The 24,374-nt window shown below is 63.8% G+C and carries 25 protein-coding genes; 18 read left to right on the forward strand and 7 right to left on the reverse strand.

Annotated elements, in window-relative coordinates; all coding sequences use genetic code 11:
• Positions 1 to 16: 16 nt before the first annotated feature.
• From APH42_RS12580 to APH42_RS12645, 14 genes are all read left to right on the forward strand, one after another.
• Complete coding sequence (locus APH42_RS12580) at positions 17 to 454, forward strand: NfeD family protein (RefSeq protein ID WP_012274405.1); 438 nt, start codon at positions 17 to 19, stop codon at positions 452 to 454.
• Between the two features lie 27 nt (positions 455 to 481).
• Positions 482 to 1,336, forward strand: coding sequence for an SPFH domain-containing protein (locus tag APH42_RS12585; protein WP_012274406.1), 855 nt, complete (start codon positions 482 to 484; stop codon positions 1,334 to 1,336).
• 217 nt (positions 1,337 to 1,553) lie between these two features.
• A complete protein-coding gene (locus tag APH42_RS12590; protein WP_060493411.1) occupies positions 1,554 to 1,943 on the forward strand; it encodes a DUF2946 domain-containing protein in 390 nt (129 codons plus the stop codon).
• A gap of 47 nt (positions 1,944 to 1,990) precedes the next feature.
• A complete protein-coding gene (locus APH42_RS12595; protein ID WP_060493412.1) occupies positions 1,991 to 2,476 on the forward strand; it encodes a copper chaperone PCu(A)C in 486 nt (161 codons plus the stop codon).
• Between the two features lie 22 nt (positions 2,477 to 2,498).
• The gene (locus tag APH42_RS12600) at positions 2,499 to 2,930 is read left to right on the forward strand and encodes a DUF2946 domain-containing protein (protein ID WP_012274409.1); all 432 of its coding nucleotides are present in this window, start codon (positions 2,499 to 2,501) and stop codon (positions 2,928 to 2,930) included.
• A gap of 66 nt (positions 2,931 to 2,996) precedes the next feature.
• Positions 2,997 to 5,063, forward strand: a complete 2,067-nt coding sequence (locus tag APH42_RS12605; RefSeq protein WP_060493413.1) for a TonB-dependent copper receptor — start codon at positions 2,997 to 2,999, stop codon at positions 5,061 to 5,063.
• A gap of 58 nt (positions 5,064 to 5,121) precedes the next feature.
• Complete coding sequence (locus APH42_RS12610; protein ID WP_060493414.1) at positions 5,122 to 6,489, forward strand: PepSY domain-containing protein; 1,368 nt, start codon at positions 5,122 to 5,124, stop codon at positions 6,487 to 6,489.
• Positions 6,490 to 6,711: 222 nt separating this feature from the next.
• Entirely contained in the window at positions 6,712 to 8,118 is a 1,407-nt protein-coding gene (gene cycA / locus APH42_RS12615; RefSeq protein ID WP_060493415.1) for a D-serine/D-alanine/glycine transporter, read from the forward strand.
• A gap of 188 nt (positions 8,119 to 8,306) precedes the next feature.
• Entirely contained in the window at positions 8,307 to 9,572 is a 1,266-nt protein-coding gene (urtA, locus tag APH42_RS12620) for an urea ABC transporter substrate-binding protein (RefSeq protein ID WP_012274414.1), read from the forward strand.
• A gap of 86 nt (positions 9,573 to 9,658) precedes the next feature.
• Positions 9,659 to 11,179: an urea ABC transporter permease subunit UrtB gene (urtB, locus tag APH42_RS12625; RefSeq protein ID WP_374701055.1), complete on the forward strand. Its 1,521-nt coding sequence runs from the start codon at positions 9,659 to 9,661 to the stop codon at positions 11,177 to 11,179.
• Positions 11,179 to 12,258: an urea ABC transporter permease subunit UrtC gene (gene urtC / locus APH42_RS12630; protein ID WP_012274416.1), complete on the forward strand. Its 1,080-nt coding sequence runs from the start codon at positions 11,179 to 11,181 to the stop codon at positions 12,256 to 12,258. Before urtB ends, urtC begins: the two co-directional genes overlap by 1 nt.
• Complete coding sequence (gene urtD, locus APH42_RS12635) at positions 12,255 to 13,112, forward strand: urea ABC transporter ATP-binding protein UrtD (protein ID WP_012274417.1); 858 nt, start codon at positions 12,255 to 12,257, stop codon at positions 13,110 to 13,112. Before urtC ends, urtD begins: the two co-directional genes overlap by 4 nt.
• 17 nt (positions 13,113 to 13,129) lie before the next feature.
• Entirely contained in the window at positions 13,130 to 13,828 is a 699-nt protein-coding gene (urtE, locus tag APH42_RS12640; protein WP_060493417.1) for an urea ABC transporter ATP-binding subunit UrtE, read from the forward strand.
• 31 nt (positions 13,829 to 13,859) lie between these two features.
• On the forward strand, positions 13,860 to 14,375 hold the full coding sequence (locus APH42_RS12645; RefSeq protein WP_060493418.1) for a GNAT family N-acetyltransferase: 516 nt from the start codon (positions 13,860 to 13,862) through the stop codon (positions 14,373 to 14,375).
• A 68-nt stretch (positions 14,376 to 14,443) separates the two neighbouring features.
• Here the strand turns inward: APH42_RS12645 and APH42_RS12650 are convergent, their stop codons facing one another.
• Positions 14,444 to 14,749, reverse strand: a complete 306-nt coding sequence (locus tag APH42_RS12650; RefSeq protein ID WP_012274420.1) for a chaperone modulator CbpM — start codon at positions 14,747 to 14,749, stop codon at positions 14,444 to 14,446.
• 2 nt (positions 14,750 to 14,751) lie between these two features.
• A complete protein-coding gene (gene cbpA, locus APH42_RS12655; RefSeq protein WP_012274421.1) occupies positions 14,752 to 15,708 on the reverse strand; it encodes a curved DNA-binding protein in 957 nt (318 codons plus the stop codon).
• A gap of 164 nt (positions 15,709 to 15,872) precedes the next feature.
• On the opposite strand from cbpA, the gene APH42_RS12660 reads away from it, so the two are divergent.
• Positions 15,873 to 17,144: an Hsp70 family protein gene (locus APH42_RS12660; RefSeq protein WP_012274422.1), complete on the forward strand. Its 1,272-nt coding sequence runs from the start codon at positions 15,873 to 15,875 to the stop codon at positions 17,142 to 17,144.
• A gap of 36 nt (positions 17,145 to 17,180) precedes the next feature.
• On the opposite strand, the gene APH42_RS12665 is transcribed toward APH42_RS12660, so the two are convergent.
• From APH42_RS12665 to APH42_RS12675, 3 genes are all read right to left on the reverse strand, one after another.
• Positions 17,181 to 18,188, reverse strand: a complete 1,008-nt coding sequence (locus APH42_RS12665) for an AI-2E family transporter (RefSeq protein WP_012274423.1) — start codon at positions 18,186 to 18,188, stop codon at positions 17,181 to 17,183.
• A gap of 70 nt (positions 18,189 to 18,258) precedes the next feature.
• The gene (locus APH42_RS12670) at positions 18,259 to 18,546 is read right to left on the reverse strand and encodes a PsiF family protein (RefSeq protein WP_012274424.1); all 288 of its coding nucleotides are present in this window, start codon (positions 18,544 to 18,546) and stop codon (positions 18,259 to 18,261) included.
• A 63-nt stretch (positions 18,547 to 18,609) separates the two neighbouring features.
• Entirely contained in the window at positions 18,610 to 19,398 is a 789-nt protein-coding gene (locus APH42_RS12675; RefSeq protein WP_060493419.1) for a helix-turn-helix transcriptional regulator, read from the reverse strand.
• A 162-nt stretch (positions 19,399 to 19,560) separates the two neighbouring features.
• On the opposite strand from APH42_RS12675, the gene APH42_RS12680 reads away from it, so the two are divergent.
• Positions 19,561 to 20,433, forward strand: coding sequence for a DMT family transporter (locus APH42_RS12680; RefSeq protein WP_012274426.1), 873 nt, complete (start codon positions 19,561 to 19,563; stop codon positions 20,431 to 20,433).
• Here the strand turns inward: APH42_RS12680 and APH42_RS12685 are convergent.
• A complete protein-coding gene (locus APH42_RS12685; protein ID WP_012274427.1) occupies positions 20,430 to 21,320 on the reverse strand; it encodes a triacylglycerol lipase in 891 nt (296 codons plus the stop codon). The genes APH42_RS12680 and APH42_RS12685 overlap by 4 nt on opposite strands.
• Positions 21,321 to 21,443: 123 nt before the next feature.
• Here APH42_RS12685 and osmE point away from each other — a divergent pair, with 123 nt between their 5' ends.
• On the forward strand, positions 21,444 to 21,785 hold the full coding sequence (gene osmE, locus APH42_RS12690) for an osmotically-inducible lipoprotein OsmE (protein ID WP_060493420.1): 342 nt from the start codon (positions 21,444 to 21,446) through the stop codon (positions 21,783 to 21,785).
• 36 nt (positions 21,786 to 21,821) lie between these two features.
• Positions 21,822 to 22,352 (forward strand): bacterioferritin, encoded by a 531-nt coding sequence (locus tag APH42_RS12695; RefSeq protein ID WP_012274428.1) that lies wholly within the window; start codon positions 21,822 to 21,824, stop codon positions 22,350 to 22,352.
• 111 nt (positions 22,353 to 22,463) lie between these two features.
• On the opposite strand, the gene APH42_RS12700 is transcribed toward APH42_RS12695, so the two are convergent.
• On the reverse strand, positions 22,464 to 24,374 hold a 1,911-nt coding region (locus APH42_RS12700; RefSeq protein ID WP_060493421.1), incomplete at its 5' end, for an AsmA family protein.

Consider the following 24,374-nt stretch of genomic DNA (forward strand, 5'->3'; position numbering starts at 1 on the left):
GCAAGGTTTCACCCATATGGAAATGCAATGGTGGATCTGGCTGGTCTTCGGCATCGCGCTGATCCTGCTCGAACTGGTCCTGCCGACGTTCTTCATCCTCTGGTTCGGCATCGGTGCCGTGTTGGTCTCGCTGATCTCGCTCGCTGCTCCCAGCCTGCAACTGGACATGCAGGTGCTGCTGTGGGTACTGCTGTCATCAGTCACCACGGCGCTCTGGTTCAAGCTGTTCCGACGCAAGCAGCCAGATGTGCGCTGGACCGCCGACAGCGTGATCGGCGAAGTGGGCCTGCTGACCGCTGGGGTGTCGGAGTTCCACAAAGGCCGTGTGCGTTTCCAGAAGCCGATTCTCGGCAACGAAGAATGGACATGCATCGCTGACAGCGAAATCCCGGCCGGCGAACGGGTGCGCCTGACCGCCATCGAGGGGAACACCGCCCGCGTCGTCCGGGCCTGAATCCGCACAAAAAGGAATTAAAGCACCATGACCAGCCTCATCGTCGTCGGCGCCATCGCCCTGTTCGTCCTGATCACCGTGTTCAAAGGGGTGCGCATCGTGCCCCAAGGCGAGGAATGGATCGTCGAGCGCCTGGGCCGCTATCACAGCACGCTCAAACCGGGCCTGAACATTCTCATCCCGTACATGGACGTGGTCGCCTACCGCCTGCCGACCAAGGACATCATCCTCGATGTGCAACAGCAAGAAATCATCACCAGGGACAACGCCGTAATCGTCGCCAACGCCCTGTGCTTCGCCAAGGTGGTCGACCCGCAGAAAGCCTCGTATGGCGTGCAGAATTTCTCGTTCGCTGTCACCAGCCTGACGATGACCTCGTTGCGCGCCATCGTCGGCGCCATGGACCTGGACGAAGCGTTGTCCAGCCGCGAGCAGATCAAGGCCCGCCTGCGCGAGGCAATGTCCGAGCAGACCGAAGACTGGGGCGTTACCGTGCGTTCGGTGGAAATCCAGGACATCAAGCCTTCGGAAAACATGCAACTGGCCATGGAACGCCAGGCCGCCGCCGAGCGTGAGCGCAAGGCCGATGTAACCCGCGCCGAAGGTGCCAAGCAGGCAGCGATCCTTGAAGCCGAAGCACGCCTGCAGGCAGCCAGGCTGGATGCCGAGGCGCAGATCAGCCTGGCCGAGGCCTCGGCGCGGGCGATTTCGCTGGTCAAGGAAGCGGTGGGCAACGAGACCGTGCCGGCCATGTACCTGCTGGGCGAGCGCTATATCGGGGCCATGGAGAACCTGGCGGGCAGCAACAATGCCAAGGTGGTGGTGTTGCCGGCGGACCTGCAAGAGACCGTGCGCGGGTTGATGGGCCGTAACAAGGCTTGAGATTGTCGGGGGCGCTTTGCGCCCCATCGCGACACAAGGCCGCTCCTACAGGGACCGCTGCCCAACGGTACGCGGTCCTTGTGGGAGCGGCCTTGTGTCGCGATGGGCTGCGCAGCAGCCCCGTTACCCGACCACCTGCGTCACTTCACCGCACCCCGTCATTTTTACCTATACTCCGCCTTACAATACCCACCACGATTCCTGACCGGATCTCTCCATGCCCCCACGTCGGCACATTGCCTGGATAGCCTGCCTTGCAGTGCTGTTCAACCTGCTGGCCATGCCGCTGTCCTCTGCTGCGCCCAAGGGCCCGGCCGAGCAGCTGCTGTGGGGGGCTTTCTGTTCCAGCATGGCCAACAAGGCCAACGTCGATGTCCAGGCCCTGGCCAAGATCGACCTCAGCCCGCAAAGCGACGACAGCGCCAGCATGATGAATTGCTGGTGCTGCTCTGGCGCCGCGCCGCTGCTGGCCCTGCCCGGCTACCCGCCACAGTTGCACAACCCGCCGACACTGCTCGCCGGCCTGTTGCCGCCGCCTGCCAAGTACCAACCCACGCCGCGCCAACTCTGGCCTGCGCTAAACCCCCGTGCCTCTCCGCTGGCCTGAGTTCATCACGCTGTCTGCCTGAACCTGAACAGAAACGGAGATTCACCATGCTCAAGCACGCCCTCGTCATGGCCGCCCTGCTGCTGCCTGGCGCCTTTGCCAATGCCCACGAATACAGCGTGGGTGACCTGCACATTGCCCACCCCTGGTCGCTGCAGCTGCCACCCAACGCGCCCAACGTCGCCGCGTATTTCGTGGTGCACAACAATGGCCAGGCCGACGACCGCCTGCTCAGTGTCGACAGCCCCATCAGCGATGACGCGCAACTGCACGAACATACCATGAGCGCCAGCGGCGCCATGAAGATGCAACAGGTGCCCAGCGTGGTGGTGCCTGCCGGCAAGGACCTGACCTTCGCCCCCAGCGCCTACCATGTGATGCTGATGCAGCCCAAGGACCGCAGCCTGCTCACGGATGGCAAACGCTTCCCGTTGACCCTGCATTTCGAAAAGGCCGGCGACATCACCGTCGAAGTGGCTGTGCAGAAGCAGGCGCCAGCGGATCAACCGCAAGCCCACGAACACGCGCACTGACACCTGCTGACAGGCACTCGCCATGAGCCTGCCGCGCAACAGCATCAGCCGTACCACCCGCCCTGACCGCAGGCGCGCCGGTGGCGGATGGCTGAGCCTGTTCGCCATGTGGATGATCTTCATCGGCCCGCTGATTTCCCAGTCGATGCCGATGGACCACCACGCCGGCATGAGCATGCCAATGGACATGCCGATGGCGGCTGCCCATCAGCATGGCGGCGACAGCCATCACGGCCATGGCGGCGATGGCCAACTGCACGTGATGTGGGAAAAGTGCGGTTACTGCAGCCTGTTGTTCAATTGCCCGGCCCTGCCCCAGGCCCTCAGCCCGCTCAGTGCCGGCAGCGTAATCCCCACCAGCCATCTGCTTGCGCCAACGCACCAGGGCCATGCCCGGCAGGCTGTATTCCCCGGTGCGCGCAGCCGCGCCCCGCCTTCCTCGATCAGCGTCTGAACCCACATTTTGCGCACGGAGCCAGGAGGCTTCGCGCTAACTCATGACTGATCGACTGGAATCATTATGTCCGGCTGCACCCCTGTTTTTGCCTTGTCCCTGCGTGGGACTCTCGCCGCCGTGTGCGGCTCGCTGCTCGCGCCCGTGGCCCTGGCCGCCGACCCTGGCCATGAAGGCCATGCGCACGACGCACCCGAGCTGAGCCCGACGGTCATCACTGCCGTGGCGCCCAGTTCGCCACTGACCGTGGTCACCAACCCGAAAGACCCGCGCCAACCGGTGCCGGCCAGCGACGGCGCCGACTACCTGAAGACCATCCCAGGCTTCTCGGCGATCCGTGCCGGCGGCACCAACGGCGACCCGGTGTTGCGGGGCATGTTCGGCTCACGCCTGAACATCCTCACCAACGGCGGCCTGATGCTGGGCGCTTGCCCTAACCGCATGGACGCGCCCACCTCTTACATTTCGCCGGAAACCTACGACCGCCTGACTGTGATCAAAGGCCCGCAAAGCGTGATCTGGGGCCCCGGTGGTTCGGCAGGCACCATCCTCTTCGAGCGCGAGCCCGAGAAGTTCGGCGCCCTCGGCAGCCGCGTGAACGCCAGCCTGCTGGCCGGCTCCAACGGCCGCTTCGACAAAGTGCTGGATGCCGCCGCCGGCAACAGCCAGGCCTACGCCCGCTTCGTCGGCAACCAGTCACGCTCGGATGACTACCACGACGGCAACGACGACACCGTGCCATCGCGCTGGGAAAAGTGGAACGGCGATGTCGCCCTCGGCTGGACGCCAGACCAGGACACCCTGCTGGAGCTGACCGCCGGCAAGGGCGATGGCGAGGCCCGCTACGCCGGGCGCGGCATGGACGGCTCGCAGTTCAAGCGCGAAAGTCTGGGCCTGCGCTTTGAAAAGTCCAACCTCGGCGAGGTGCTCGACAAGGTCGAGGCACAGGTCTACTACAACTACGCCGACCATGTGATGGACAACTACAGCCTGCGCACACCGTCGGGCAGCGGCATGATGGGCATGCCGATGGTCAGCAACGTCGACCGCCGCACCCTGGGCGCACGCATCAAAGCCACCTGGCGCTGGGCCGATGTGCAGCTGATCAGCGGCATCGACGCGCAAACCAACGAACATCGCCAGCGTGGCGGCATGGGTGTGGACGCACACAAGGGCCAGGCCTGGACCAAGGACGCCGACTTCCACAACTACGGCGCTTTCAGCGAACTGACCTGGTATGTCAGCGGTGAAGACCGGCTGATTACCGGCGCCCGCCTGGACCGCGCCTCAGCCCGTGACTTCCGTAAAGGCAGCGCCACCGAAGGCGATACCCGCGCCGACACCCTGCCCAGCGGTTTTATCCGCTACGAGCACGACCTGGCAGCCCTCCCGGCCACCACTTACATTGGCCTCGGCCATGCCCAGCGCTTCCCTGACTACTGGGAGCTGTTCTCGCCCAAGCTGGCACCGCCTGGGGCGGCCAACGCCTTCGACGGCATCAAGCCAGAGAAGACCACCCAACTCGACTTCGGCATCCAGTACCGCACCGAACGCCTGGAGGCCTGGGCGTCGGGCTATGTCGGGCAGATCCGCGACTACATCCTGTTCGACTACCGCACCGGCATGATGGGCATGAGCACTTCCCGGGCACAGAACATCGACGCCCGCATCATGGGCGGCGAACTGGGCGCGGCCTACCTGCTGACCGAAAACTGGAAGGCCGACGCCACGCTGGCCTACGCTTGGGGCAAGAACAGCAGTGATGGCAAAGCGCTACCCCAAATGCCACCACTGGAAAGCCGTCTGGGCTTGACCTACAGCCGCGATGTGTGGAGCGTCGGCGCACTGTGGCGGCTGGTGGCGGCGCAAAACCGCATTGCCGAGAACCAAGGCAACGTGGTCGGCAAGGACTACGACAAGAGCGCCGGCTTCGGCGTGTTCTCGCTCAACGGCGCCTACAAGGTGAACAACAACCTCAAGCTCAGCGCAGGGGTCGACAACCTGTTCGACAAAACCTACGCCGAGCACTTGAACCTGGCCGGGAACGCCGGGTTCGGCTACCCGGCTACCGATCCTCAGCCGGTCAACGAGCCAGGCAGGACCTTCTGGACCAAGGTCGATTTCAGCTTCTGACAACAACAACGGGCGCAGCTTCGGTTGCGCCCATCAGCTGGTCAAACAGGAGGTTCCCATGAGAGGAACACGCAGCAATTTCTATAACCTGGCCTGGCGTTGGCACTTCTATGCGGGGCTGTTCGTGGCCCCGTTCATGATCCTGTTGGCGATCACCGGGATCATCTACCTGTTCAAGCCGCAGCTCGACCCGCTGCTGTACCGCGACTTGATGGTGGTCGAAGCCGGCCACCACCGGCAGGGCGCGGACATGATGCTGGCCGAAGTACGCCAGGCTTACCCCAAGGGCCATGTCGGCCAGTACCTGCCGCCACTGAGCGCCGAGCGCAGTGCACAGTTCGTGGTGCATGACGGCGGGCGCGAACTGAACGTTTTCGTCGACCCCTACAACGGCAAGGTCCTCGGTGAGCAGGACGGCAAGCAGAACCTGCAGGCCATCGCCCGTGCGCTGCATGGTGAACTGATGGTCGGCACGCTCGGCGACCGCCTGGTGGAACTGGCCGCCGGCTGGGGCATCGTGCTGGTGGTGTCGGGCCTGTACCTGTGGTGGCCACGCGGACGCAATGGCGCTGGCGTGCTGTGGCCCCGGTTCAGTGCGCGCGGCCGCTTGTTCTGGCGCGACCTGCATGCGGTAACTGGCTTCTGGGGTTCGGCCCTGTTGTTGCTGATGCTGGTCAGCGGCATGACCTGGACCGGCCTGTGGGGCAAGCAGTATGCCGATTTGTGGAACCGCTTCCCGGCCGCCATGTGGAACGACGTGCCCAAGTCGGACCAACAGGCGGGTGAGCTGAACAACGCACACCGCCAAACCGTGCCCTGGGCGATGGAAAACACGCCAATGCCGCAGTCTGGCGCACACGCCGAACACGCCGGCCACTCCATGATGTCAGACATGCCCGCAGCGCCTCAGGTGAGCGTGCAGCAGGTCGAGGATATCGCCACTTCGCGCCAGGTCGAGCCGGGCTACAGCATCACCCTGCCCACCACCGCCGACGGGGTGTTCACCATTGCCGTGTTCGCCGACGACCCGCGCAACGATGCTACCTTGCATGTCGATCAATACACCGGCAAGGTTCTGGCCGATGTGCGCTGGCAGGACTACAGCCCGGTCGCCCGCGCCACCGAGATGGGCGTGATGCTGCATGAAGGCAAGATGTTCGGGGCGTTCAACCAGGTCGTCATACTGCTGGTGTGCCTGATGATTCTGCTGGGCTCGGTGAGCGGCCTGGTGATGTGGTGGAAGCGCCGGCCAGCCGGTGGGCTGGGCGTGCCGCCGCTGCGTCATGACCTGCCGCGCTGGAAGACGGCGGTGGGGGTAATGCTGGTGCTGGGGGTGATGTTCCCGCTGGTGGGGGTATCGATGGTGGTGATGTGGGTTGTCGATAGCCTGGTGGTAAGGCACCGTCGGATGCTGGTTCAGGCTTGAGATTGCCGGGGGCGCTTTGCGCCCCTTTCGCGACACAAGGCCGCTCCTACAGGAATGCGCGATCATTGTAGGAGCGGCCTTGTGTCGCGAAAGGGCTGCACAGCAGCCCACAGCTGCCACCCAAAAGTAGAGTCGATCTGTCGCGCCCTGAACTGGAACGCGCGTGTTAGCCTAGCCGGCTACCTCAGACAAGAAGACCGACCTTACAAGGGAATGCAGCCTATGACGCAAACCTCACCCTCAACGCCAGATGAACAGCATCTGCAGCGCAACCTGACCAACCGCCACATCCAGCTGATCGCCATCGGCGGCGCGATCGGTACCGGCCTGTTCATGGGCTCGGGCAAAACCATCAGCCTGGCCGGGCCGTCGATCATCTTCGTCTACATGATCATCGGCTTCATGCTGTTCTTCGTCATGCGCGCCATGGGCGAACTGCTGCTGTCGAACCTGAACTACAAGTCGTTCATCGACTTCTCCGCCGACCTGCTCGGCCCCTGGGCCGGCTATTTCACCGGCTGGACCTACTGGTTCTGCTGGGTGGTCACCGGCATCGCCGACGTGGTCGCCATCGCCGCCTACACACAGTTCTGGTTTCCCGACTTGCCACAGTGGATACCGGCGCTGACCTGCGTCGGGCTGCTGCTGTCGCTGAACCTAGTGACGGTGAAAATGTTCGGCGAGCTGGAATTCTGGTTCGCCCTGGTCAAGATCGTCGCCATCCTTGGCCTGGTCGCGACTGGCCTGTACATGGTGATCACCGGCTTCACCTCGCCCAGCGGGCGCACCGCACAGCTGGCCAACCTGTGGAATGACAGCGGCATGTTCCCCCATGGCCTGATGGGCTTCTTCGCCGGTTTCCAGATCGCGGTGTTCGCCTTCGTCGGCATCGAGCTGGTGGGTACCACCGCCGCCGAAGCGAAGAACCCGGAGCGCACCCTGCCGCGGGCGATCAACTCGATCCCGATCCGCATCATCGTGTTCTATGTGCTGGCGCTGATCGCGATCATGGCCGTGACCCCATGGCGCGACGTGGTGCCAGGCAAGAGCCCGTTCGTCGAACTGTTCGTGCTGGCGGGCCTGCCGGCAGCGGCGAGCATCATCAACTTCGTGGTACTGACCTCGGCGGCCTCGTCAGCCAACAGCGGCGTGTTCTCCACCAGCCGCATGCTCTACGGCCTGAGCCAGGAGGGTGATGCGCCCAAGGCCTTCGAGAAGCTGTCGAGCCGCTCGGTACCGGCCAACGGCCTGTACTTCTCCTGCACCTGCCTGTTGCTGGGCGCGGTACTGATCTACCTGGTACCGGACGTGGTCGAGGCGTTCACCCTGGTGACCACGGTGTCGGCGGTGCTGTTCATGTTCGTCTGGACGCTGATCCTGCTGTCGTACCTGAAGTACCGCAAAAACCGCGCAGCGCTGCACCAGGCGTCGAAGTACAAGATGCCCGGCGGGCGCTTCATGTGCTACGTGTGCCTGGTGTTCTTCGCCGGCATCCTGGTGCTGCTGAGCCTGGAGGCCGACACCCGCTCGGCGCTGGTAGTGACGCCGATCTGGTTCATGATTCTGGCGGTGACGTATCAGTTCGTGCGCAGCAGACGCCATCCACGCACGGCTGTGCGTAACGGCTGATGGCCTCGGGGGCCGCTATGCGGCCCCAATCCTGTGCACACAAATATTCCAGGCACCAAGCTGGACCTCGCCAACGCCCCATCACCTCGCACAACCCTTCTATTACGCCAGTTTCGCCACTAGGCACACCCCTTGCAACGCCCCTCCCCGCTGCCCAACACCCTAAAAGAACTCAGCGGAGAGAGCACATGAAGCGTCGCAGTCTGATCAAGGCTTTTACCCTCAGCGCATCGATTGCGGCGATGGGCCTGAGCTGGAGCATCCAGGCCGCCGAGACCATCAAGGTCGGCATCCTGCATTCGCTTTCCGGGACCATGGCCATTTCCGAGACCTCGCTCAAGGACATGGCGCTGATGACCATCGACGAAATCAACGCCAAGGGCGGTGTGAACGGCAAGATGCTCGAGCCGGTAGTGGTCGACCCAGCCTCCAACTGGCCGCTGTTCGCTGAAAAGAGCCGTCAGTTGCTGACCCAGGACAAGGTCGCCGTGGTGTTCGGCTGCTGGACCTCGGTGTCGCGCAAGTCAGTGCTGCCGGTGTTCGAAGAGCTCAACGGCCTGCTGTTCTACCCGGTGCAGTACGAAGGTGAAGAGATGTCGCCGAACGTGTTCTACACCGGCGCCGCGCCCAACCAGCAGGCGATTCCGGCCGTGGAATATTTGATGAGCGAGGACGGCGGTAGCGCCAAACGCTTCTTCCTGCTGGGCACCGACTACGTCTACCCGCGCACCACCAACAAGATTCTGCGCGCCTTCCTGCATAGCAAGGGTGTGGCCGACAAGGATATCGAAGAGGTGTACACGCCGTTCGGCCACGCCGATTACCAGACCATCGTCGCCAACATCAAGAAGTTCTCCGCCGGTGGCAAGACGGCGGTCATTTCCACGGTCAACGGCGACTCCAACGTGCCGTTCTACAAGGAGCTGGCCAACCAGGGCCTGAAGGCTACCGACGTGCCAGTGGTGGCCTTCTCGGTGGGCGAAGAGGAGCTGCGCGGCATCGACACCAAGCCACTGGTGGGCCACCTGGCGGCGTGGAACTACTTCGAATCGGTGGATAACCCGGTGAACCAGAAGTTCGTCGCCGACTGGAAGGCCTATGCCAAAGCCAAGGGCCTGCCGGGTGCCGACAAGGCCGTAACCAACGACCCGATGGAAGCCACCTATGTGGGCATCCACATGTGGGCGCAAGCAGTGGAAAAAGCCAAGTCCACCGACGTCGACAAGGTGCGTGAGGCGCTGGCCGGGCAGAGCTTCAAGGCGCCCTCGGGCTTCACCCTGACCATGGACAAGACCAACCACCACCTGCACAAGCCGGTGATGATCGGCGAGATCCAGGATGACGGGCAGTTCAGCGTGGTGTGGGAAACCGAGCAGCCGCTGCGGGCGCAGCCTTGGAGCCCGTTCATTCCGGGCAACGACAAGCGCCCGGACTATGCAGTGAAAGGTAACTGAGCACTGGGGCCGCCATGCGGCCCCATCGCGAGCCAGCTCGCTCCTACAAATGAGGTGTTTCCCCTGTAGGAGCGAGCTGGCTCGCGATGTATCCACCGCCGATCTCCAGGATTACCCGCATGCTCAGACTCCTGCTCACCCTGCTCCTGCTACTGCCGCTGGCAACCCAGGCCAGCGAGGGCGAATTCTTCCTTACCGCCAAGCCCGGCGAGCAAGCCCGTCTGCTCGAAGGCTGGGCGGCGCAACCCGATGCCGCGCGCCTGCCACTGCTGAATGAACTGCGCCAAGGCCGCATCGCCGCCGATGACACCCGCAAGTTACGCCTGAACAACCGCCTGCGCGGCCTGATCGACAACGCCCTGGCCAGCCACCAGTTGCTCAGCGACAACAGCGACACCCGCCTGGCCGCCGCCCAACACCTGCAAAAAAGCGCACAACCGGCGCAGATGGCCTTCCTCGACCGGCGCTTCGCCGCCGAGCCGGACGCCGCCGTCCACGCAGCCCTGGGCCTGGCCCTGGCCAACCTGCAACTGGGCGCCAGCGAACCCGCCGTTCGCCTGGCCGCCGTGCGCCTGCTGGGGGAAACCGGCGACCCGCTGGCCCGCACCCGCCTCGAAGCGCTGCTGCAACCGGATGCGGAAGCCGATGCCGGCGTACGCACCGCCGCCGAAACCAGCCTGGCCCAGGTCAAGCGCAAGCTGCTGGTCGGCGAACTGCTCGGCCAGGCGTTCAGTGGCCTTTCGCTGGGTTCGATCCTGCTGCTGGCGGCGCTCGGCCTGGCGATCACCTTTGGCCTGCTCGGGGTGATCAACATGGCCCACGGCGAGATGCTGATGCTCGGCGCGTACAGCACCTACATGGTCCAGGTGCTGCTGCAGCGCTACGCCCCAGGCGCCATTGAGTTCTACCCGCTGATCGCCCTGCCGGTGGCCTTCGCGGTCAGTGCCGGTGTGGGCATGGCGCTGGAGCGCACGGTCATCCGCCACCTGTACGGCCGCCCACTGGAAACCCTGCTGGCTACCTGGGGCATCAGCCTGATCCTGATCCAGGCCATTCGCCTGCTGTTCGGCGCGCAGAACGTCGAGGTGAGCAACCCGGCCTGGCTGTCCGGCGGTATTCAACTGCTGCCCAACCTGGTGCTGCCGTACAACCGCCTGGTGATCATCGGTTTCGCCCTGGCCGTGGTCCTGCTCACCTGGCTGCTGCTCAACCGCACGCGGCTGGGCCTGAACGTGCGCGCAGTCACCCAGAACCGCAACATGGCGGCTTGCTGCGGGGTGTCCACCGGGCGCGTCGACATGCTCGCCTTTGGCCTGGGTTCTGGCATCGCCGGGCTCGGCGGCGTAGCCCTGAGCCAGGTCGGCAACGTCGGCCCCGATCTGGGCCAAAGCTACATCATCGACTCGTTCCTGGTGGTGGTGCTGGGTGGCGTGGGGCAACTGGCCGGCAGCCTGTGGGCCGCCTTCGGCCTTGGCATCGCCAACAAGCTGCTGGAGCCGCAGATCGGTGCCGTGCTCGGCAAGATCCTCATCCTTGCGTTGATCATTCTGTTCATCCAGAAGCGTCCGCAAGGCCTGTTCGCTCTCAAGGGACGGGTAATCGACTGATGAACCAGCCACTGCTTGTCACCGCTACGCAAAAGGCCGGGCCACGCCTGACCCTGGCCATCGGCGCCGTCGTCGTGCTGCTGCTCGTCGCCCTGCCGCTGCTCTCGCTGCTGCCGGCGGACCATGCCCTGCAGGTGTCGGCCTACACCCTGACCCTGGTCGGCAAGATCCTCTGTTACGCCATCGTCGCCCTGGCCCTGGACCTGGTCTGGGGCTATGCCGGGCTGCTGTCGCTGGGCCATGGCCTGTTCTTCGCCCTGGGCGGCTATGCCATGGGCATGTACCTGATGCGCCAGGCGGCCGGCGACGGCCTGCCGGGGTTCATGACCTTTCTGTCGTGGACCGAGCTGCCGTGGTACTGGGCCGGCACCCAGCATTTTGCCTGGGCCCTGTGCCTGGTGGTGCTGGCACCGGGGCTGCTGGCGCTGGTGTTCGGCTGGTTCGCCTTCCGCTCGCGGATCAAGGGCGTGTACTTCTCGATCATGACCCAAGCCCTGACCTTCGCCGGCATGCTGCTGTTCTTCCGCAACGAAACCGGCTTTGGCGGCAACAACGGGTTCACCAACTTCCGCACCATCCTCGGCTTCGACATTACCGCGCAAGGCACTCGCGCGGTGCTGTTCCTGCTCACGGTCGGCCTTTTGCTGGCCAGCTTGTACCTGTGCTGGCGCCTGACCCGCAGCAAGTTCGGCCGCCTGCTCACGGCGGTGCGCGATGCCGAAAACCGCATGATGTTCTGCGGCTACGACCCACGCGGCTTCAAGCTGCTGGTGTGGGTCCTGAGCGCCGTGCTGTGCGGCCTGGCCGGGGCGTTGTATGTGCCACAGGTGGGCATCATCAACCCCAGCGAAATGTCGCCGACCAACTCCATCGAAGCCGCCGTGTGGGTGGCCTTGGGCGGGCGCGGCACGCTAATCGGCCCGTTGCTCGGCGCCGGCCTGGTCAATGGCATGAAAAGCTGGTTCACCGTGGCCTTCCCGGAGTTCTGGCTGTTCTTCCTGGGCGCACTGTTCATTCTTGTCACCCTGTACCTGCCCAAGGGCGTGGTCGGCCTGTTGAAGAAAAGGAGCCAGCCATGAGAGGCGTGCCCCCGGTTCACCCGGAATTCATGTTGGAGCCGGTGTTCGACCACCTCGGCGCCGGTCGCGACGCCATCGGCCTGGGCCAAAGCCGCAAGGCTGGCCTCGACACCCGCCACGGCACGGTGCTGAGCCTTGAAGACATCAGCGTCAGCTTCGATGGTTTCAAGGCGCTCAACGCGCTGAACCTGTACATCGGCGTGGGCGAGCTGCGCTGCATCATCGGTCCCAACGGCGCCGGCAAGACTACGATGATGGACGTGATCACCGGCAAGACTCGCCCTGACACCGGCAGCGCTTTCTTTGGCGACACCCTCGACCTGACCCGCATGAGCGAATACCAGATCGCCCAGGCCGGCATTGGCCGCAAGTTCCAGAAGCCCACGGTATTCGAGGCGCTGACAGTGTTCGAAAACCTGGAGCTGGCGCTGAAGGCCGACAAGTCGGTATGGGCCAGCCTGGCAGCGCGGCTGAGCGGCGAGCAACGCCAGCGCATCGAAGAGGTGCTGAGCACCTTGCGCCTGCTGCCCCTGGCCCAGCGCCAGGCTGGCTTGCTGTCGCACGGGCAGAAGCAGTTTCTGGAGATCGGCATGCTGCTGGTGCAGGAGCCGAAGTTGCTGTTGCTGGATGAACCGGTGGCGGGCATGACCGATGCCGAGACCGAGTTCACCGCCGAGTTGTTCAAGGGCCTGGCTGGCACGCATTCGTTGATGGTGGTGGAGCATGACATGGGCTTTGTCGGCAGCATCGCCGACCATGTCACGGTGCTGCACCAGGGCAGTGTGCTGGCAGAAGGGTCGCTGGAGCAGGTGCAGGCGGATGAGCGGGTGGTCGAGGTGTATCTGGGCCGATGATCAATCGAGGACATGACATGCTTAAAATCGACACCCTGCACCAGTACTACGGCGGCAGCCACATCCTGCGTGGCCTGTCTTTCGAAGCCAAGGTCGGCGAGGTTACCTGCCTGCTGGGCCGCAACGGCGTGGGCAAGACCACCCTGCTGCGCTGCCTGATGGGCCTGGTACCCGCCCGTGACGGGCGTATCGAATGGGAAGGCAAGCCCATCACCAGCCTCAAGCCCCAGCAACGGGTCCACGCTGGTATCGCCTACGTGCCCCAGGGCCGCGAGATTTTCCCGCGCCTTACCGTCGAGGAAAACCTGCTGATGGGCCTGTCGCGCTTCCCCGCCCGTGAAGCCCGCGAAGTGCCGGCCTTCATCTACGAGCTGTTCCCGGTGCTGGAGCAGATGAAGCAACGCCGTGGCGGCGATTTGTCTGGCGGCCAGCAGCAACAGCTGGCCATCGGCCGCGCCCTGGCCAGCCGCCCGCGTCTGCTGATTCTCGACGAGCCCACCGAAGGCATCCAACCTTCGGTGATCAAGGAAATCGGCGCCGTAATCCGCCGCCTGGCGCAGCGCGGCGACATGGCGATTCTGCTGGTGGAGCAGTTCTACGACTTTGCCGAAGAACTGGCCGACCAATACCTGGTCATGTCCCGCGGCGAAATCGTCCAGCGCGGCCGCGGTGAAAACATGCAAGCCGAAGGTGTGCGCGGGCTGGTAACCATTTAATCTGCATTCAACGACCCTGCGAGACGCTGTCATGAGTTACGAAATCCGCGATGCCCTGCCCACCGACGTGCCCGGCATCCTCGACATCTACAACGACGCCGTGCGCAACACCACGGCGATCTGGAACGAAACGCCGGTAGGCCTGGCCAACCGCCAGGCCTGGTTCGAAGCGCGGGCGCAGCAGGGTTATCCGATCCTGGTCGCGGTAGATGAGACAGGCGTGCTGGGCTATGCCTCGTTTGGCGACTGGCGGCCGTTCGAGGGCTTTCGCCTGACCGTGGAGCACTCGGTGTATATCCGGGGTGACCAGCGCGGAAAAGGGCTGGGACCGGTGTTGATGGCAGCGCTGGTCGAGCGTGCGCGTGGTTGCGGCAAACATGTGATGGTGGCGGCCATCGAGAGTGGCAATGCGGCCTCGGTGCGCCTGCATGAGCGACTGGGCTTCGTGGTGACCGGGCAGATGCCGCAAGTGGGGGTGAAGTTTGGCCGCTGGCTGGATTTGACCTTCATGCAACTGGTGTTGAACCCAGGGGCCGAACCAACCTGAAATACGGCCCATTGTGGGAACGGCCTTGCGCGACGCAAGGCCGCTCCCACAGGCGCCAGCATGATCGCCTACATCTGGGTAAACCTGCCCAGCCGCTGGCGCAGCATGCTGTTCTCGCTGCGCAACTGCTGCACTTCCTGCAACAGCTCCAGCGCCAGCGCCACCCCTTCCCACTCCAGTTCCAGCTCCTGGTGCAGCTTGGCCGCACGCCGGGTCAGCAGCGGCGCCTGATCGTCGAACAACCAGTCCTCCGGCGTTCGCCCGGAAGGTTCGACAATGCCGTGCTCGACGATTTCGATCACGCAGTCCGCCGTGACATCGGCTTCCTGACACAGGGTACGCATGTCCAATTGAACGATCAGGGTGCTGCTCATGATCACTTACTCCATTGTGCCCTCGGGTTGAACGCGGCCTTTTCGGAAAGCTTGGCCCACAGTTCACGGGTAGACTCGTCAGACGTGGTCGGCATCACCACTTTGAGCTGCGCGTAAAGGTTGCCGCGCTCGCCCTGCTTGTTCGCCAGGCCCTTGCCGGGTACGCGCAGGCGCTGCCCGCTCTGGCTGTCCGGGCGGATGGTCAGGTTGATCTTGCCCTCCAGGGTCGGTACCGCCACCTTGGCGCCCAGGGCAGCCTCCCACGGTGCCAAGGGCACGGTGATGATCAGGTCATGGCCTTCGACATCGAACAGTGGGTGCGGCGCCATGCGAAGGGTCAGGAACAAGTCGCCATTGGCCCCGCCACCGCTGCCCGGTGCGCCCTGGCCCTTGAGGCGAATGCGCTCGCCGTCGGTCACCCCGGCCGGAATCTTCACGTTCAGGGTCTTGGTGGTAAAGCCGGTGCGCTGGCCCATGGCATTGGTTTGCGGCACCTGGAAGCTGATCTGCTTGGACTCCTTGCTCAGGGTCTCTTCAAGGAACACTGCCAGTTCAAGCTCCACGTCCTGCCCCCGCCTGCCTGCACTGCGTTGCTGCTGCCGGGCGCCACCGAAGGGGTTGCCGCCCCCGCGCCCACCGAAGATCGAGCTGAAGAAGTCGGAGAAATCGCCGCCTTCGAAGCCGCCGCCACCGCCACGGTTTTCCCAGCCCGGTGGCGCCTGGAACGGCCGGCCATGCTGGCCGCCGTACTTGCGAATTTCATCGAACTCGGCACGTTTCTGCGCGTCGCCCAGCACTTCGTAGGCCTCGTTGGCCTCTTTGAACTTGTCCTCGGCGTCGCGCTCCTTGCTGACATCGGGGTGATACTTGCGCGCCAGCTTACGGTACGCGGCCTTGATCGCCTTGTCGTCCGCCGTGGGCTCTACGCCGAGTATCTTGTAATAGTCTTTGAAGTCCATCTGTGGATCACCAATGTGAATGTGCGTGTTGCAACAGAAGATAGGGGTCAAGCATAGCCTTTCAAGACCGCCTTGGGTTTGCCCCATGGCAGACGACTGGTCTTGATTCTGTAGCCAAGTGGCATAAACTGCGCGGCCGTTTTCGCTCCGGAAGCTGATTTCCCATGTCTGACGTATCCCCGGCCCGCGCCCTGGGCATCGATTTTGGCACCTCCAACTCCACGGTCGGCTGGCACCGCCCTGGCGTGGAGTCGCTGATTGCCCTGGAAGACGGCAAGATCACCTTGCCCTCGGTGGTGTTCTTCAATATCGAAGAGCGGCGCCCGGTGTATGGCCGCCTGGCGCTGCACGAGTACCTGGAAGGCTACGAAGGCCGCCTGATGCGCTCGCTGAAAAGCCTGCTGGGCTCGAAGCTGATCAAGCACGACACCAGCGTGCTGGGCAGCGCCCTGCCGTTCAAGGACCTGCTGGGCATGTTCATCGGCGAGCTGAAAAAACGTGCCGAAGCCGCTGCGGGCCGTGAATTCGACCAGGTGGTGCTGGGCCGCCCGGTGTTCTTCGTCGACGAAGACCCGGCCGCCGACCAGGAAGCAGAAGATACCCTTGCCGAAGTAGCGCGCAAGATCGGCTTCAAGGACGTCTCGTTCCAGTACGAGCCGATTGCCGCAGCCTTCGACTACGAGTCGAGCATCAGCCGCGAAGAGCTGGTGCTGATCGTCGACATCGGCGGTGGTACTTCGGACTTCACCCTGATCCGTCTGTCGCCCGAGCGCCACTTGGTCGCCGAACGCCAGAGCGACATCCTCGCCACCGGCGGCGTGCACATCGGCGGTACCGACTTCGACAAACAGCTGAGCCTGCAGGGCGTGATGCCGCTGTTCGGCTACGGCAGCCGCATGAAGAGCGGCGCGCTGATGCCCACCAGCTACCACCTCAACCTGGCCACATGGCACACCATCAACGCCCTGTACTCGCAAAAGTCGCAGTTGGCGCTGGGCAGCATGCGCTACGACATCGAGGACAGCTTCGGTATCGACCGCCTGTTCAAACTGATCGAGCAACGCGCCGGGCACTGGCTGGCGATGGAAGTGGAAGCCAGCAAGATCGAACTGACCGAGCACGACAGCCGCCGCATCGACCTGCGCCGCGTCGAGCCCGAGCTGACGGCAGAACTGACACGTGCGCTGTTCGAAGAGGCCATCGACGGCCTGCTGGAGCGGGTGCGCGGTAGCGTGACCGAGCTGTTGGCCAAGGCTGGCGTGAGCGAAGGGCAGGTCGACACGGTGTTCTTCACCGGGGGTTCCAGCGGAATTCCGGCGCTGCGCAACAGCGTGTCGGCGATGCTGCCGAATGCGCGGCATGTGGAAGGCAACATCTTTGGCAGCATTGGTAGCGGCCTGGCCATCGAGGCCCGCAAGCGTTACGGCGCAGCCTGAGCCATCTTGGGGCTGCTTTGCAGCCCCAGCACGCTGTCAGACCAGCTCCGCCCGCTTCAGCTCACTCTTCAGGTAGGCATAGTAGATCGGCCCTGCCACCACCCCAGGCAGCCCGAACGCCGCCTCGAACACCAGCATCGCCAACAGCAGTTCCCACGCCTTGGCACTGATCTGCCCGCCCACGATCCGCGCGTTGAGGAAATACTCGACCTTGTGGATGACGATCAGGTAACCCAGCGCCGCCGCCGCCACCCAGATCGACAGCGACAAGCCGACGATGGTGATCAGGGTGTTGGACATCAGGTTGCCGATCACCGGTAGCAGGCCCAACAGGAAGGTCAGCACGATCAGCGTCTTGGTCAACGGCAGGTGCACACCGAACAAAGGCATCACCACCGCCAGGAAGATGCCGGTGAAGGCCGTGTTGAGCAGCGAAATCTTGATCTGCGCGAAGACGATGTTGCGAAACGCCTTCACCAGCAGATTGAGGCGCTCGAACAGCGCCGCCGCCAGGGGCTTGCGCCGGGAAACATCGGGAATGCGCTGCAAGGCGATGATGGCGCCGAGGATCATGCCGATCAGCAGCGTGACGAACATGTGCGCCATGCCCTTGCCCACCAATTGCAAATCGCTCAGGTGGCTCTTGATCCAGTCGCCGATGGCGACCTTGAACTCTGCGGCACTGGCGGGCAGGTAGCCTTCGATGAAGGGTGGCAGCTGGCCGCGGGCACGCTCGACCAAGGCCATGAACTTGTCCAGCGAGGCGCCGGGGTTCTCCGCCTCGTGCAGCAAAAAGCTGAAGGCACCGGCAATCAGCAGCGTCAGGGTGCTGACCACCAGCGTGCCGAGCAGTGCCACCGCCAGCCAGCGCGCGCGTTGCCCAGCCAACAGCGGCTGTAGGCGCGGGGTCAGCATGTTGACCAGTTCGAACACCAGCAGGCCGGCCAGCAGGCTGGGCAGCAACTTCAGGGGCAAAGCCAGCAGCAGCCCGGCCATGACGATGATCAGGCTGGCCAGGGTGATCTGACGGGGGGTAAAGGTCATACAGCCTCGACGGCAGACAGCGGGAATGCCCGCAGTCTGCCAGCCTTGGCGGCGCAGGCATAGGCGCAGGTCATTTCTTCTTCAGGCAGTCGCTCATGTAGGCTTTACGCTCGTCACCCTTCAGGGCTTTGGTGGTGGCGTCGGCGTTGCAGGTTTTCATCTTCTCTTGTTGGGTTTGCGGCACATCCTTCTTCAGGCAGGTGCTCATGAAGGCTTTGCGCTCATCGCCCTTCAGGGCCTTGGTGGTGGCGTCGGCATTGCAGGTTTTCATTTTTTCCTGCTGCGCGGTATTGGCCGCGAAGCCTTGGGCGCTGAACAACACAGCCAACGCCAGCAATGGAATGTGCAGCACTTTCATGGAGTGGTCTCCTTGGCTCCGCGCCCGATGCACGGGGGTCGAGCTGAGTGTAGCCAAGAATTCTCAGCGCTCCGCCCGCGCCTGCCGGCGGTATTGCTCGGGCGTGCATTGGGCCTGGCGCTGGAACATGGCGATGAACGCCGAAGCGCTGCTGTAGCCCAGGTCGAAGGCGATGGCCTGAATCGGCAGGCCAGCTTCCAGCGCTTCGATGGCGCGCAAAAAACGCAGGCGCAAGCGCCATTCGCCAAAACTGATGCCCAATTCGCGCAGAAACTGGCGGGCCAGGGTGCGTTCGCTGACATGCACTCGGGCAGCCCAGTCGGCCAACGGGCGGTTGTCGCCAGGCTCGGCGCTGAGCGCGTCGAGCACCTGGCGCAAGCCATCGCTGTGGGCAAACGGCAGGTAGCAGGCCTGGGTGGGTGCCAGCAGCAATTGATCGAGCAGAACCTGCACCAGGCGTTGGTCGCGCGGGTCTTCGGCCACCTTGAGGTCGCGGCGGGCGAAGTCGGCGAGGATGGCCTTGAGAATGTCACTGATCATCAAGCTGCACGGTTGCCGTGGCAGCGCGGCGCACAGGCTGCGGTCGAGATAGATGGAGCGGTAGACGATGGCCTGCGGGTTGTAGCAACCATGCGCGGTGTCGGGCGGCACCCACACGGCGTAGCTTGGCGGTGACAGGAAGCGCTGGCCGGCAACGTCCAGATGCATCACGCCGTGAGCGGTGTAGTTCAGTTGACCCCAGGCGTGGCAGTGCACGGCGCTGTGGGTGTCGGCAACGAACTCAACGTGGCGGAAGTACACCGGGGCCGGGAGCTGGGTGAACTGAGGGATGTCTAGGTATTTGCGCGGCATGCTGTCTGCTTGGCAGGGTGGGTTGTCTGGATGGAAGTATAGGCTTTTAGACAGACAGTTGATAATGGGTGCCATCGGGGCCTGCTGCGCAGGCCTTGTGTCGCAAAAGGGGCGCACAGCGCCCCAAAAAATCATCGCGATACTTCAGAGAATCTCTGCAACATGAATTACCTGTTCCCCCTCACCGCCATCCTCATCTGGGCCGGTAACACCGTGGTCACCAAGATGTCCGCCGGCGCCATCCACCCCGCCGAGATCGGCTTTTATCGCTGGCTGCTGGCTGCCTTGCTGTTCACCCCGTTCCTGCTGCCCGCCGTGTGGCGCAACCGAGCGGCCATCCGCCCGCACCTGGGCAAGGTGTTCGTGCTCGGCGTACTGGGCATGGCGATGTACCAAAGCCTGGCCTACTTCGCCGCCGGCATCACCAGCGCCACCAACATGGGCATCATTCTCTCGCTGATGCCGCTGATGTCACTGGCACTGTCCATCGCCTGGCTGGGCCAGCGCCTGAGCTACGGCGCCCTGTTGGGTGCGCTGGTATCGTTCTTCGGGGTACTGGAGGTGGTCAGCGCCGGCCACCCCGCCAGCCTGCTGCAACAAGGGCTGAACAGCGGCGACCTGCTGATGCTGGTGGCTACCCTGGCCTATGCGCTGTACAGCTTCCTGCTGAAGAAATGGCAGCTCCGCCTGCCGCCGATGCAGTTGCTGTACCTGCAGGTGCTGGTGGCCATCGTCGTGTTGCTGCCGCTGTTCCTGCTGTCGGACAAAACCGGCCTGAACAGCCACAACATCGGCCTGGTGCTGTATGCCTGCGTGCTGGCTTCGATGATCGCGCCACGGGTGTGGATGCAGGCCGTGCACCGCCTAGGGCCAAGCCGCACCACGCTGTTCTTCAACCTGCTGCCGTTGGTCACTGCGCTGATCGCCGCCGGTGTGCTCGACGAGCAACTGGCCAGTTATCACCTGGTCGGCGGCTTGCTGACCCTGGCCGGCGTAGTGCTGGCCGAGCGCTGGACCACGCCGATCCGCCGCTAAAGCCCGGCGGCCTTGAGCCGGGCGGCATGTTCGGTAAACAGCCGCACGGGCTCGGCGCCCTTGCCCACAGCGCCGAGCGACTGGTTGACGATGTCCAGGTGATCGAGCGGGTAATCGTCGCCGATCACCTGCCCCAGGTGCGAACTGAAACGCCCGACCATACCGTCGCACTGGCCCTTTTCCTTGATGAAACTGCGCGCGAACAGGCGGCAGAAACGGTTGCTGCCGTCAAAACGGTTACGCCCCTGGTCGGTCAGGCCAGGCTGCAAGGTGCCCGACCAGGAGTAATAGCGCACGCCGTTGACCTCATGGGCCCCTTCCCCACCCCAGGTCTGCGGCAGGCCCTGTGGATAAGCCTGGTTGAACAGTGCCACCCCGGCACTGGTCAGCGACTGGTGCGAGGCATGCACATCCACCGGCAGCGGCTCGCGGCGCCAGCCCGTTTCCAGCCATACCAGCAAAACGGCAAAACCATGCAGCACGGCCTTGAGGATGCGCCCCTGGGGTGAATCGCCCGGTGCCGTACGCGCCAGGTGGTCGGCCAGTTCCGAGCCATGGTTGGGCCCGGCCACCGAGGTGACCGAAGCCACCCGCTCAGGCCGCTTGGCCGCGGCGTAGCGTGCACTCAGGGCGCCCTGGCTGTGGCCGATGAGGTTGACCTTGTCGGCGCCGGTGCGTTGGCAGATGTCTTCGATGATCGCCAGCAACTGCTCACCGCGCACCTCGCTGCAATGCAGCGGCGAAACCTGCACCGGAAATACCTGCGCCCCGCCCTTGCGCAGGGCCGGCACGATGCCGAACCAGTAGGGGTAGAGCACCATCCGGACAAACCCGAGCATGCCCGGCACCAGCACCAACGGGTATCGCGTGGCCAATTCCTGTGGCATTACCCCAGCCCCTTTGCGTGAACGACCGGCCAACACTACAGCGGCCATCATGACCATCGCAATCGAACTCCCGGCGTGCGCTGTGGTTCCAAACCACACAGACCCTTTGCAAGGAGCGGGACCATGTACAAGCAGACCCTGGCAGTCCTTCTGGCAAGCGCCACCCTGGCCGCCTGCGGCAGCCGTCCGGAAAACCCGGTGGACTACGTCACCTACCGCGACGAGCCGCTGGTCAAGCAGGTGGAGAACGGCATGACCATGCAGAAGGTCATCGCCATTGGCGGCAGCCCGTCGAACGTGATCGACCTGCCACACGGGGGCACCTGCAACGACTACATCCTTAACCGCGATGGCAAACAGCAGCCTTACTACGTGCGCTTCGACGCCACCGGCCATGTCGATGCCAAAGGCTTCAAGACCTGCAAGCAACGCCAGGAAGACAGCGACGCCTTGCATGGCGCATAAGCCAATGCCCCAACCTGACCCCTGCTGGAGATAACCATGAGCAACGTTGAACTCACCGATGTGAAAACCCTGCGCGAACGTGCCCGCCAGCATGTAGAGCAAGGCGCCGTGACCGAGGGCTATCACGCCGATCGCAAAGAGATCCTGCGCCTGCTGAACGAGTCGCTGGCCACCGAGCTGGTCTGCGTACTGCGCTACAAGCGCCACTACTTCATGGCCAGCGGCATCAAGGCCAGCGTGGCAGCCGAGGAGTTTCTGGAGCATGCCACCCAGGAAGCCGAACACGCCGACAAGCTGGCCGAGCGCATCGTGCAGCTGGGCGGCGAGCCAGACTTCAACCCCGATAACCTGACCAAGAATTCGCATGCCCAGTACGTGGCAGGCAATTCGTTGAAAGAGATGGTGCTGGAAGACCTGGTGGCGGAGCGGATTGCCATTGATAGCTACCGCGAGATCATTCAGTACATTGGCGATAAAGACCCGACTACGCGGCGCATCTTCGAAGACATTCTGGCGCAGGAAGAAGAGCACGCGGACGACATGTCCGACCTGTTGCAAGGGTTGTAATCGTTAGGGGCTGCTGTGCAGCCCATCGCAACACAAGGCCGCTCCTACAAGGGATCGCGTACCCCTGTAGGAGCGGCCTTGTGTCGCGATGGGCCGCACAGCGGCCCCCTGCTATTTCCGCCCTTTCACCGCCGCCGGTGCCTTGCCCGCTTTCATCTGCTGCAACAACGGCGTGCACTGGTTTGGATCATCCCCGCTGCTGGGCGCAATCAGTGCCAGCAACCCTGCCGCCGGCCCGGCCACCACACCCAGCGCCACCATTCCCGCGCCGCGCAACGCCAGCGGCAGCGCCTGCACACCGGCACTCGGTTTGGCAAACGGTCCACGCACGTACAACGGCGAGCGCAGCGAGAACAACCGCAGCCCTTTCGACTCCGGGGTGATCTTCAAGTCCAACTGCTCGGAGGCAAAATTGGCGGTGCCGTTGATGTAGATGATCGCGTTCTCGGTATCGAAGATGAACAGCCGCGTAGTCGCCAGGCCATCCTTGATACCCACATCGGCTGCCGCGCAGTTGATCTTCACGTCCTCATCACCGAACAGCTTGCCGACCACATAGTTACCCACGTTCAAACCGGCAATCTCCATCAGGCTGCGGCTGATGGCGCCATCGTTGATCAGCATGCGCAGGTCGCCATTGGCCGTACCCAGCAAGGCTGCCACCGAGTTGCCACGGCCCGTGATGTCGGCATCGCCGTTCAATTCGCCAAAGCTGGTCTGCATCGGCGCAAACGTGGGGAACAGTTGCTTGAGCTTGAAACCCCGTGCCGTCAACTGTGCCCGGCCCTGCAAGGGCACGCTGCGCCCGTCAAGGCGGATATTGGAGGCCAGGCTGCCACCGGCCACGCCAAAGCGCAGGGGCTCCAGGCGCAGCAGGCCGTCATCGAGTATCACGTGGGCCGACAGGTCATTGAACGGCAGTTGCGTGCTGTGCACGATGCGCTTGCCAGCAAAAGTGACGTCAGCATCCATCGCGCGCCAGCGCTCGGTGCGGAACTCTTCAACCGGTAGCACCTTGCCCGTCGGCTGCTTGCTGGCACCACCCCGGGCCTTCTGCTCGGCGTTGGAATCGGCGCCGATCAGCGGCGCCAGGTCTTTGAACAATAACTGGTTCGATACCAGTTTGCCGGACAGTTTGGGCCGTGGATGGCTGGCGACGAAGGCCAGGTCACCGTGAATATCGCTGTCGCCGATCTTGCCGTTGAAGCCCTGGTAATTGAACGACGCCCCTTGCGCCGCGTGCAGGTTGGCGCTGAGGCGGCCATCGGTGGAGTAGGCCGGCGTGTCCGGCAGGGTTACCCCGGTCAACGGGTAGAGGTTGCCCAGGCTGGCACCCGACAGGCGCAAGCGCAGGTCGAGGGCGCCGAGGTTGCGCGGGTCGGTCAGGGTGCCGGCTAGCACCACGTGGGTGTCGGCGATGCGCACATCGGCCTGCAGCGGGAACGGCTGGCTGGCGTCCTGCAGCGCCAGCAGGCCGCCGATCTTGCCAGTGCCGGACACTGGCTGGCCTTTGTAGCGGCCCTGGGCCTTGAGGCCGAAGGCATAGTCCTGTGCAGCGCCAGCCTTCTCGGCGCTGGCCTTGCCGACAATGTCGCTGAACGGGATTGGCTTGCCCAGCGGGTCGATCTGCACCTTCATGCTGGTTTTCAGGGTCTGGTCGTCGAAGCTGACGTTGCCCTGGTCAAAGCCGATGGCGCCGATATCCAACTGCCACTTTGAAGGTTCTGCGTTTTCATCCTTGGGGCCGAAGTCGAACACCCAGTTAGCGCGTCCATCGGCCAGGCGGGTGAGGTTGGCGGTAGGCTTGGTAAGGTTGATGCGGGGGATGCTGATCTGCTGGAACACCAGCGGTAGCGGCGCCAGGCGGAACTCCACGCGCGCCAGGCCGACCATATCAGGCTCCTTGAGCCACTCCGGGTTGCCCAAGGTCAGGTCCTCGGCAATGAAGTGCGGCCACGGCACCCAGGCACGCCAGCCACCCTCTTCGGGCTCGGTACGCCAATGCACAGCGAGGTTGCCATT

The sequence above is a fragment of the Pseudomonas sp. NBRC 111140 genome, from assembly GCF_001320885.1.
Classification (GTDB): Bacteria; Pseudomonadota; Gammaproteobacteria; order Pseudomonadales; family Pseudomonadaceae; genus Aquipseudomonas; species Aquipseudomonas putida_P.

Bases quoted from the DNA above. Each gene is read 5' to 3' on its own strand.
- APH42_RS12580 (WP_012274405.1), top strand. From the start codon at position 17: ATGGAAATGCAATGGTGGATCTGGCTGGTCTTCGGCATCGCGCTGATC.
- APH42_RS12585 (WP_012274406.1), top strand. From the start codon at position 482: ATGACCAGCCTCATCGTCGTCGGCGCCATCGCCCTGTTCGTCCTGATC.
- APH42_RS12590 (WP_060493411.1), top strand. From the start codon at position 1,554: ATGCCCCCACGTCGGCACATTGCCTGGATAGCCTGCCTTGCAGTGCTG.
- APH42_RS12595 (WP_060493412.1), top strand. From the start codon at position 1,991: ATGCTCAAGCACGCCCTCGTCATGGCCGCCCTGCTGCTGCCTGGCGCC.
- APH42_RS12600 (WP_012274409.1), top strand. From the start codon at position 2,499: ATGAGCCTGCCGCGCAACAGCATCAGCCGTACCACCCGCCCTGACCGC.
- APH42_RS12605 (WP_060493413.1), top strand. From the start codon at position 2,997: ATGTCCGGCTGCACCCCTGTTTTTGCCTTGTCCCTGCGTGGGACTCTC.
- APH42_RS12610 (WP_060493414.1), top strand. From the start codon at position 5,122: ATGAGAGGAACACGCAGCAATTTCTATAACCTGGCCTGGCGTTGGCAC.
- cycA (WP_060493415.1), top strand. From the start codon at position 6,712: ATGACGCAAACCTCACCCTCAACGCCAGATGAACAGCATCTGCAGCGC.
- urtA (WP_012274414.1), top strand. From the start codon at position 8,307: ATGAAGCGTCGCAGTCTGATCAAGGCTTTTACCCTCAGCGCATCGATT.
- urtB (WP_374701055.1), top strand. From the start codon at position 9,659: ATGTATCCACCGCCGATCTCCAGGATTACCCGCATGCTCAGACTCCTG.
- urtC (WP_012274416.1), top strand. From the start codon at position 11,179: ATGAACCAGCCACTGCTTGTCACCGCTACGCAAAAGGCCGGGCCACGC.
- urtD (WP_012274417.1), top strand. From the start codon at position 12,255: ATGAGAGGCGTGCCCCCGGTTCACCCGGAATTCATGTTGGAGCCGGTG.
- urtE (WP_060493417.1), top strand. From the start codon at position 13,130: ATGCTTAAAATCGACACCCTGCACCAGTACTACGGCGGCAGCCACATC.
- APH42_RS12645 (WP_060493418.1), top strand. From the start codon at position 13,860: ATGAGTTACGAAATCCGCGATGCCCTGCCCACCGACGTGCCCGGCATC.
- APH42_RS12650 (WP_012274420.1), bottom strand. From the start codon at position 14,749: ATGAGCAGCACCCTGATCGTTCAATTGGACATGCGTACCCTGTGTCAG.
- cbpA (WP_012274421.1), bottom strand. From the start codon at position 15,708: ATGGACTTCAAAGACTATTACAAGATACTCGGCGTAGAGCCCACGGCG.
- APH42_RS12660 (WP_012274422.1), top strand. From the start codon at position 15,873: ATGTCTGACGTATCCCCGGCCCGCGCCCTGGGCATCGATTTTGGCACC.
- APH42_RS12665 (WP_012274423.1), bottom strand. From the start codon at position 18,188: ATGACCTTTACCCCCCGTCAGATCACCCTGGCCAGCCTGATCATCGTC.
- APH42_RS12670 (WP_012274424.1), bottom strand. From the start codon at position 18,546: ATGAAAGTGCTGCACATTCCATTGCTGGCGTTGGCTGTGTTGTTCAGC.
- APH42_RS12675 (WP_060493419.1), bottom strand. From the start codon at position 19,398: ATGCCGCGCAAATACCTAGACATCCCTCAGTTCACCCAGCTCCCGGCC.
- APH42_RS12680 (WP_012274426.1), top strand. From the start codon at position 19,561: ATGAATTACCTGTTCCCCCTCACCGCCATCCTCATCTGGGCCGGTAAC.
- APH42_RS12685 (WP_012274427.1), bottom strand. From the start codon at position 21,320: ATGCCACAGGAATTGGCCACGCGATACCCGTTGGTGCTGGTGCCGGGC.
- osmE (WP_060493420.1), top strand. From the start codon at position 21,444: ATGTACAAGCAGACCCTGGCAGTCCTTCTGGCAAGCGCCACCCTGGCC.
- APH42_RS12695 (WP_012274428.1), top strand. From the start codon at position 21,822: ATGAGCAACGTTGAACTCACCGATGTGAAAACCCTGCGCGAACGTGCC.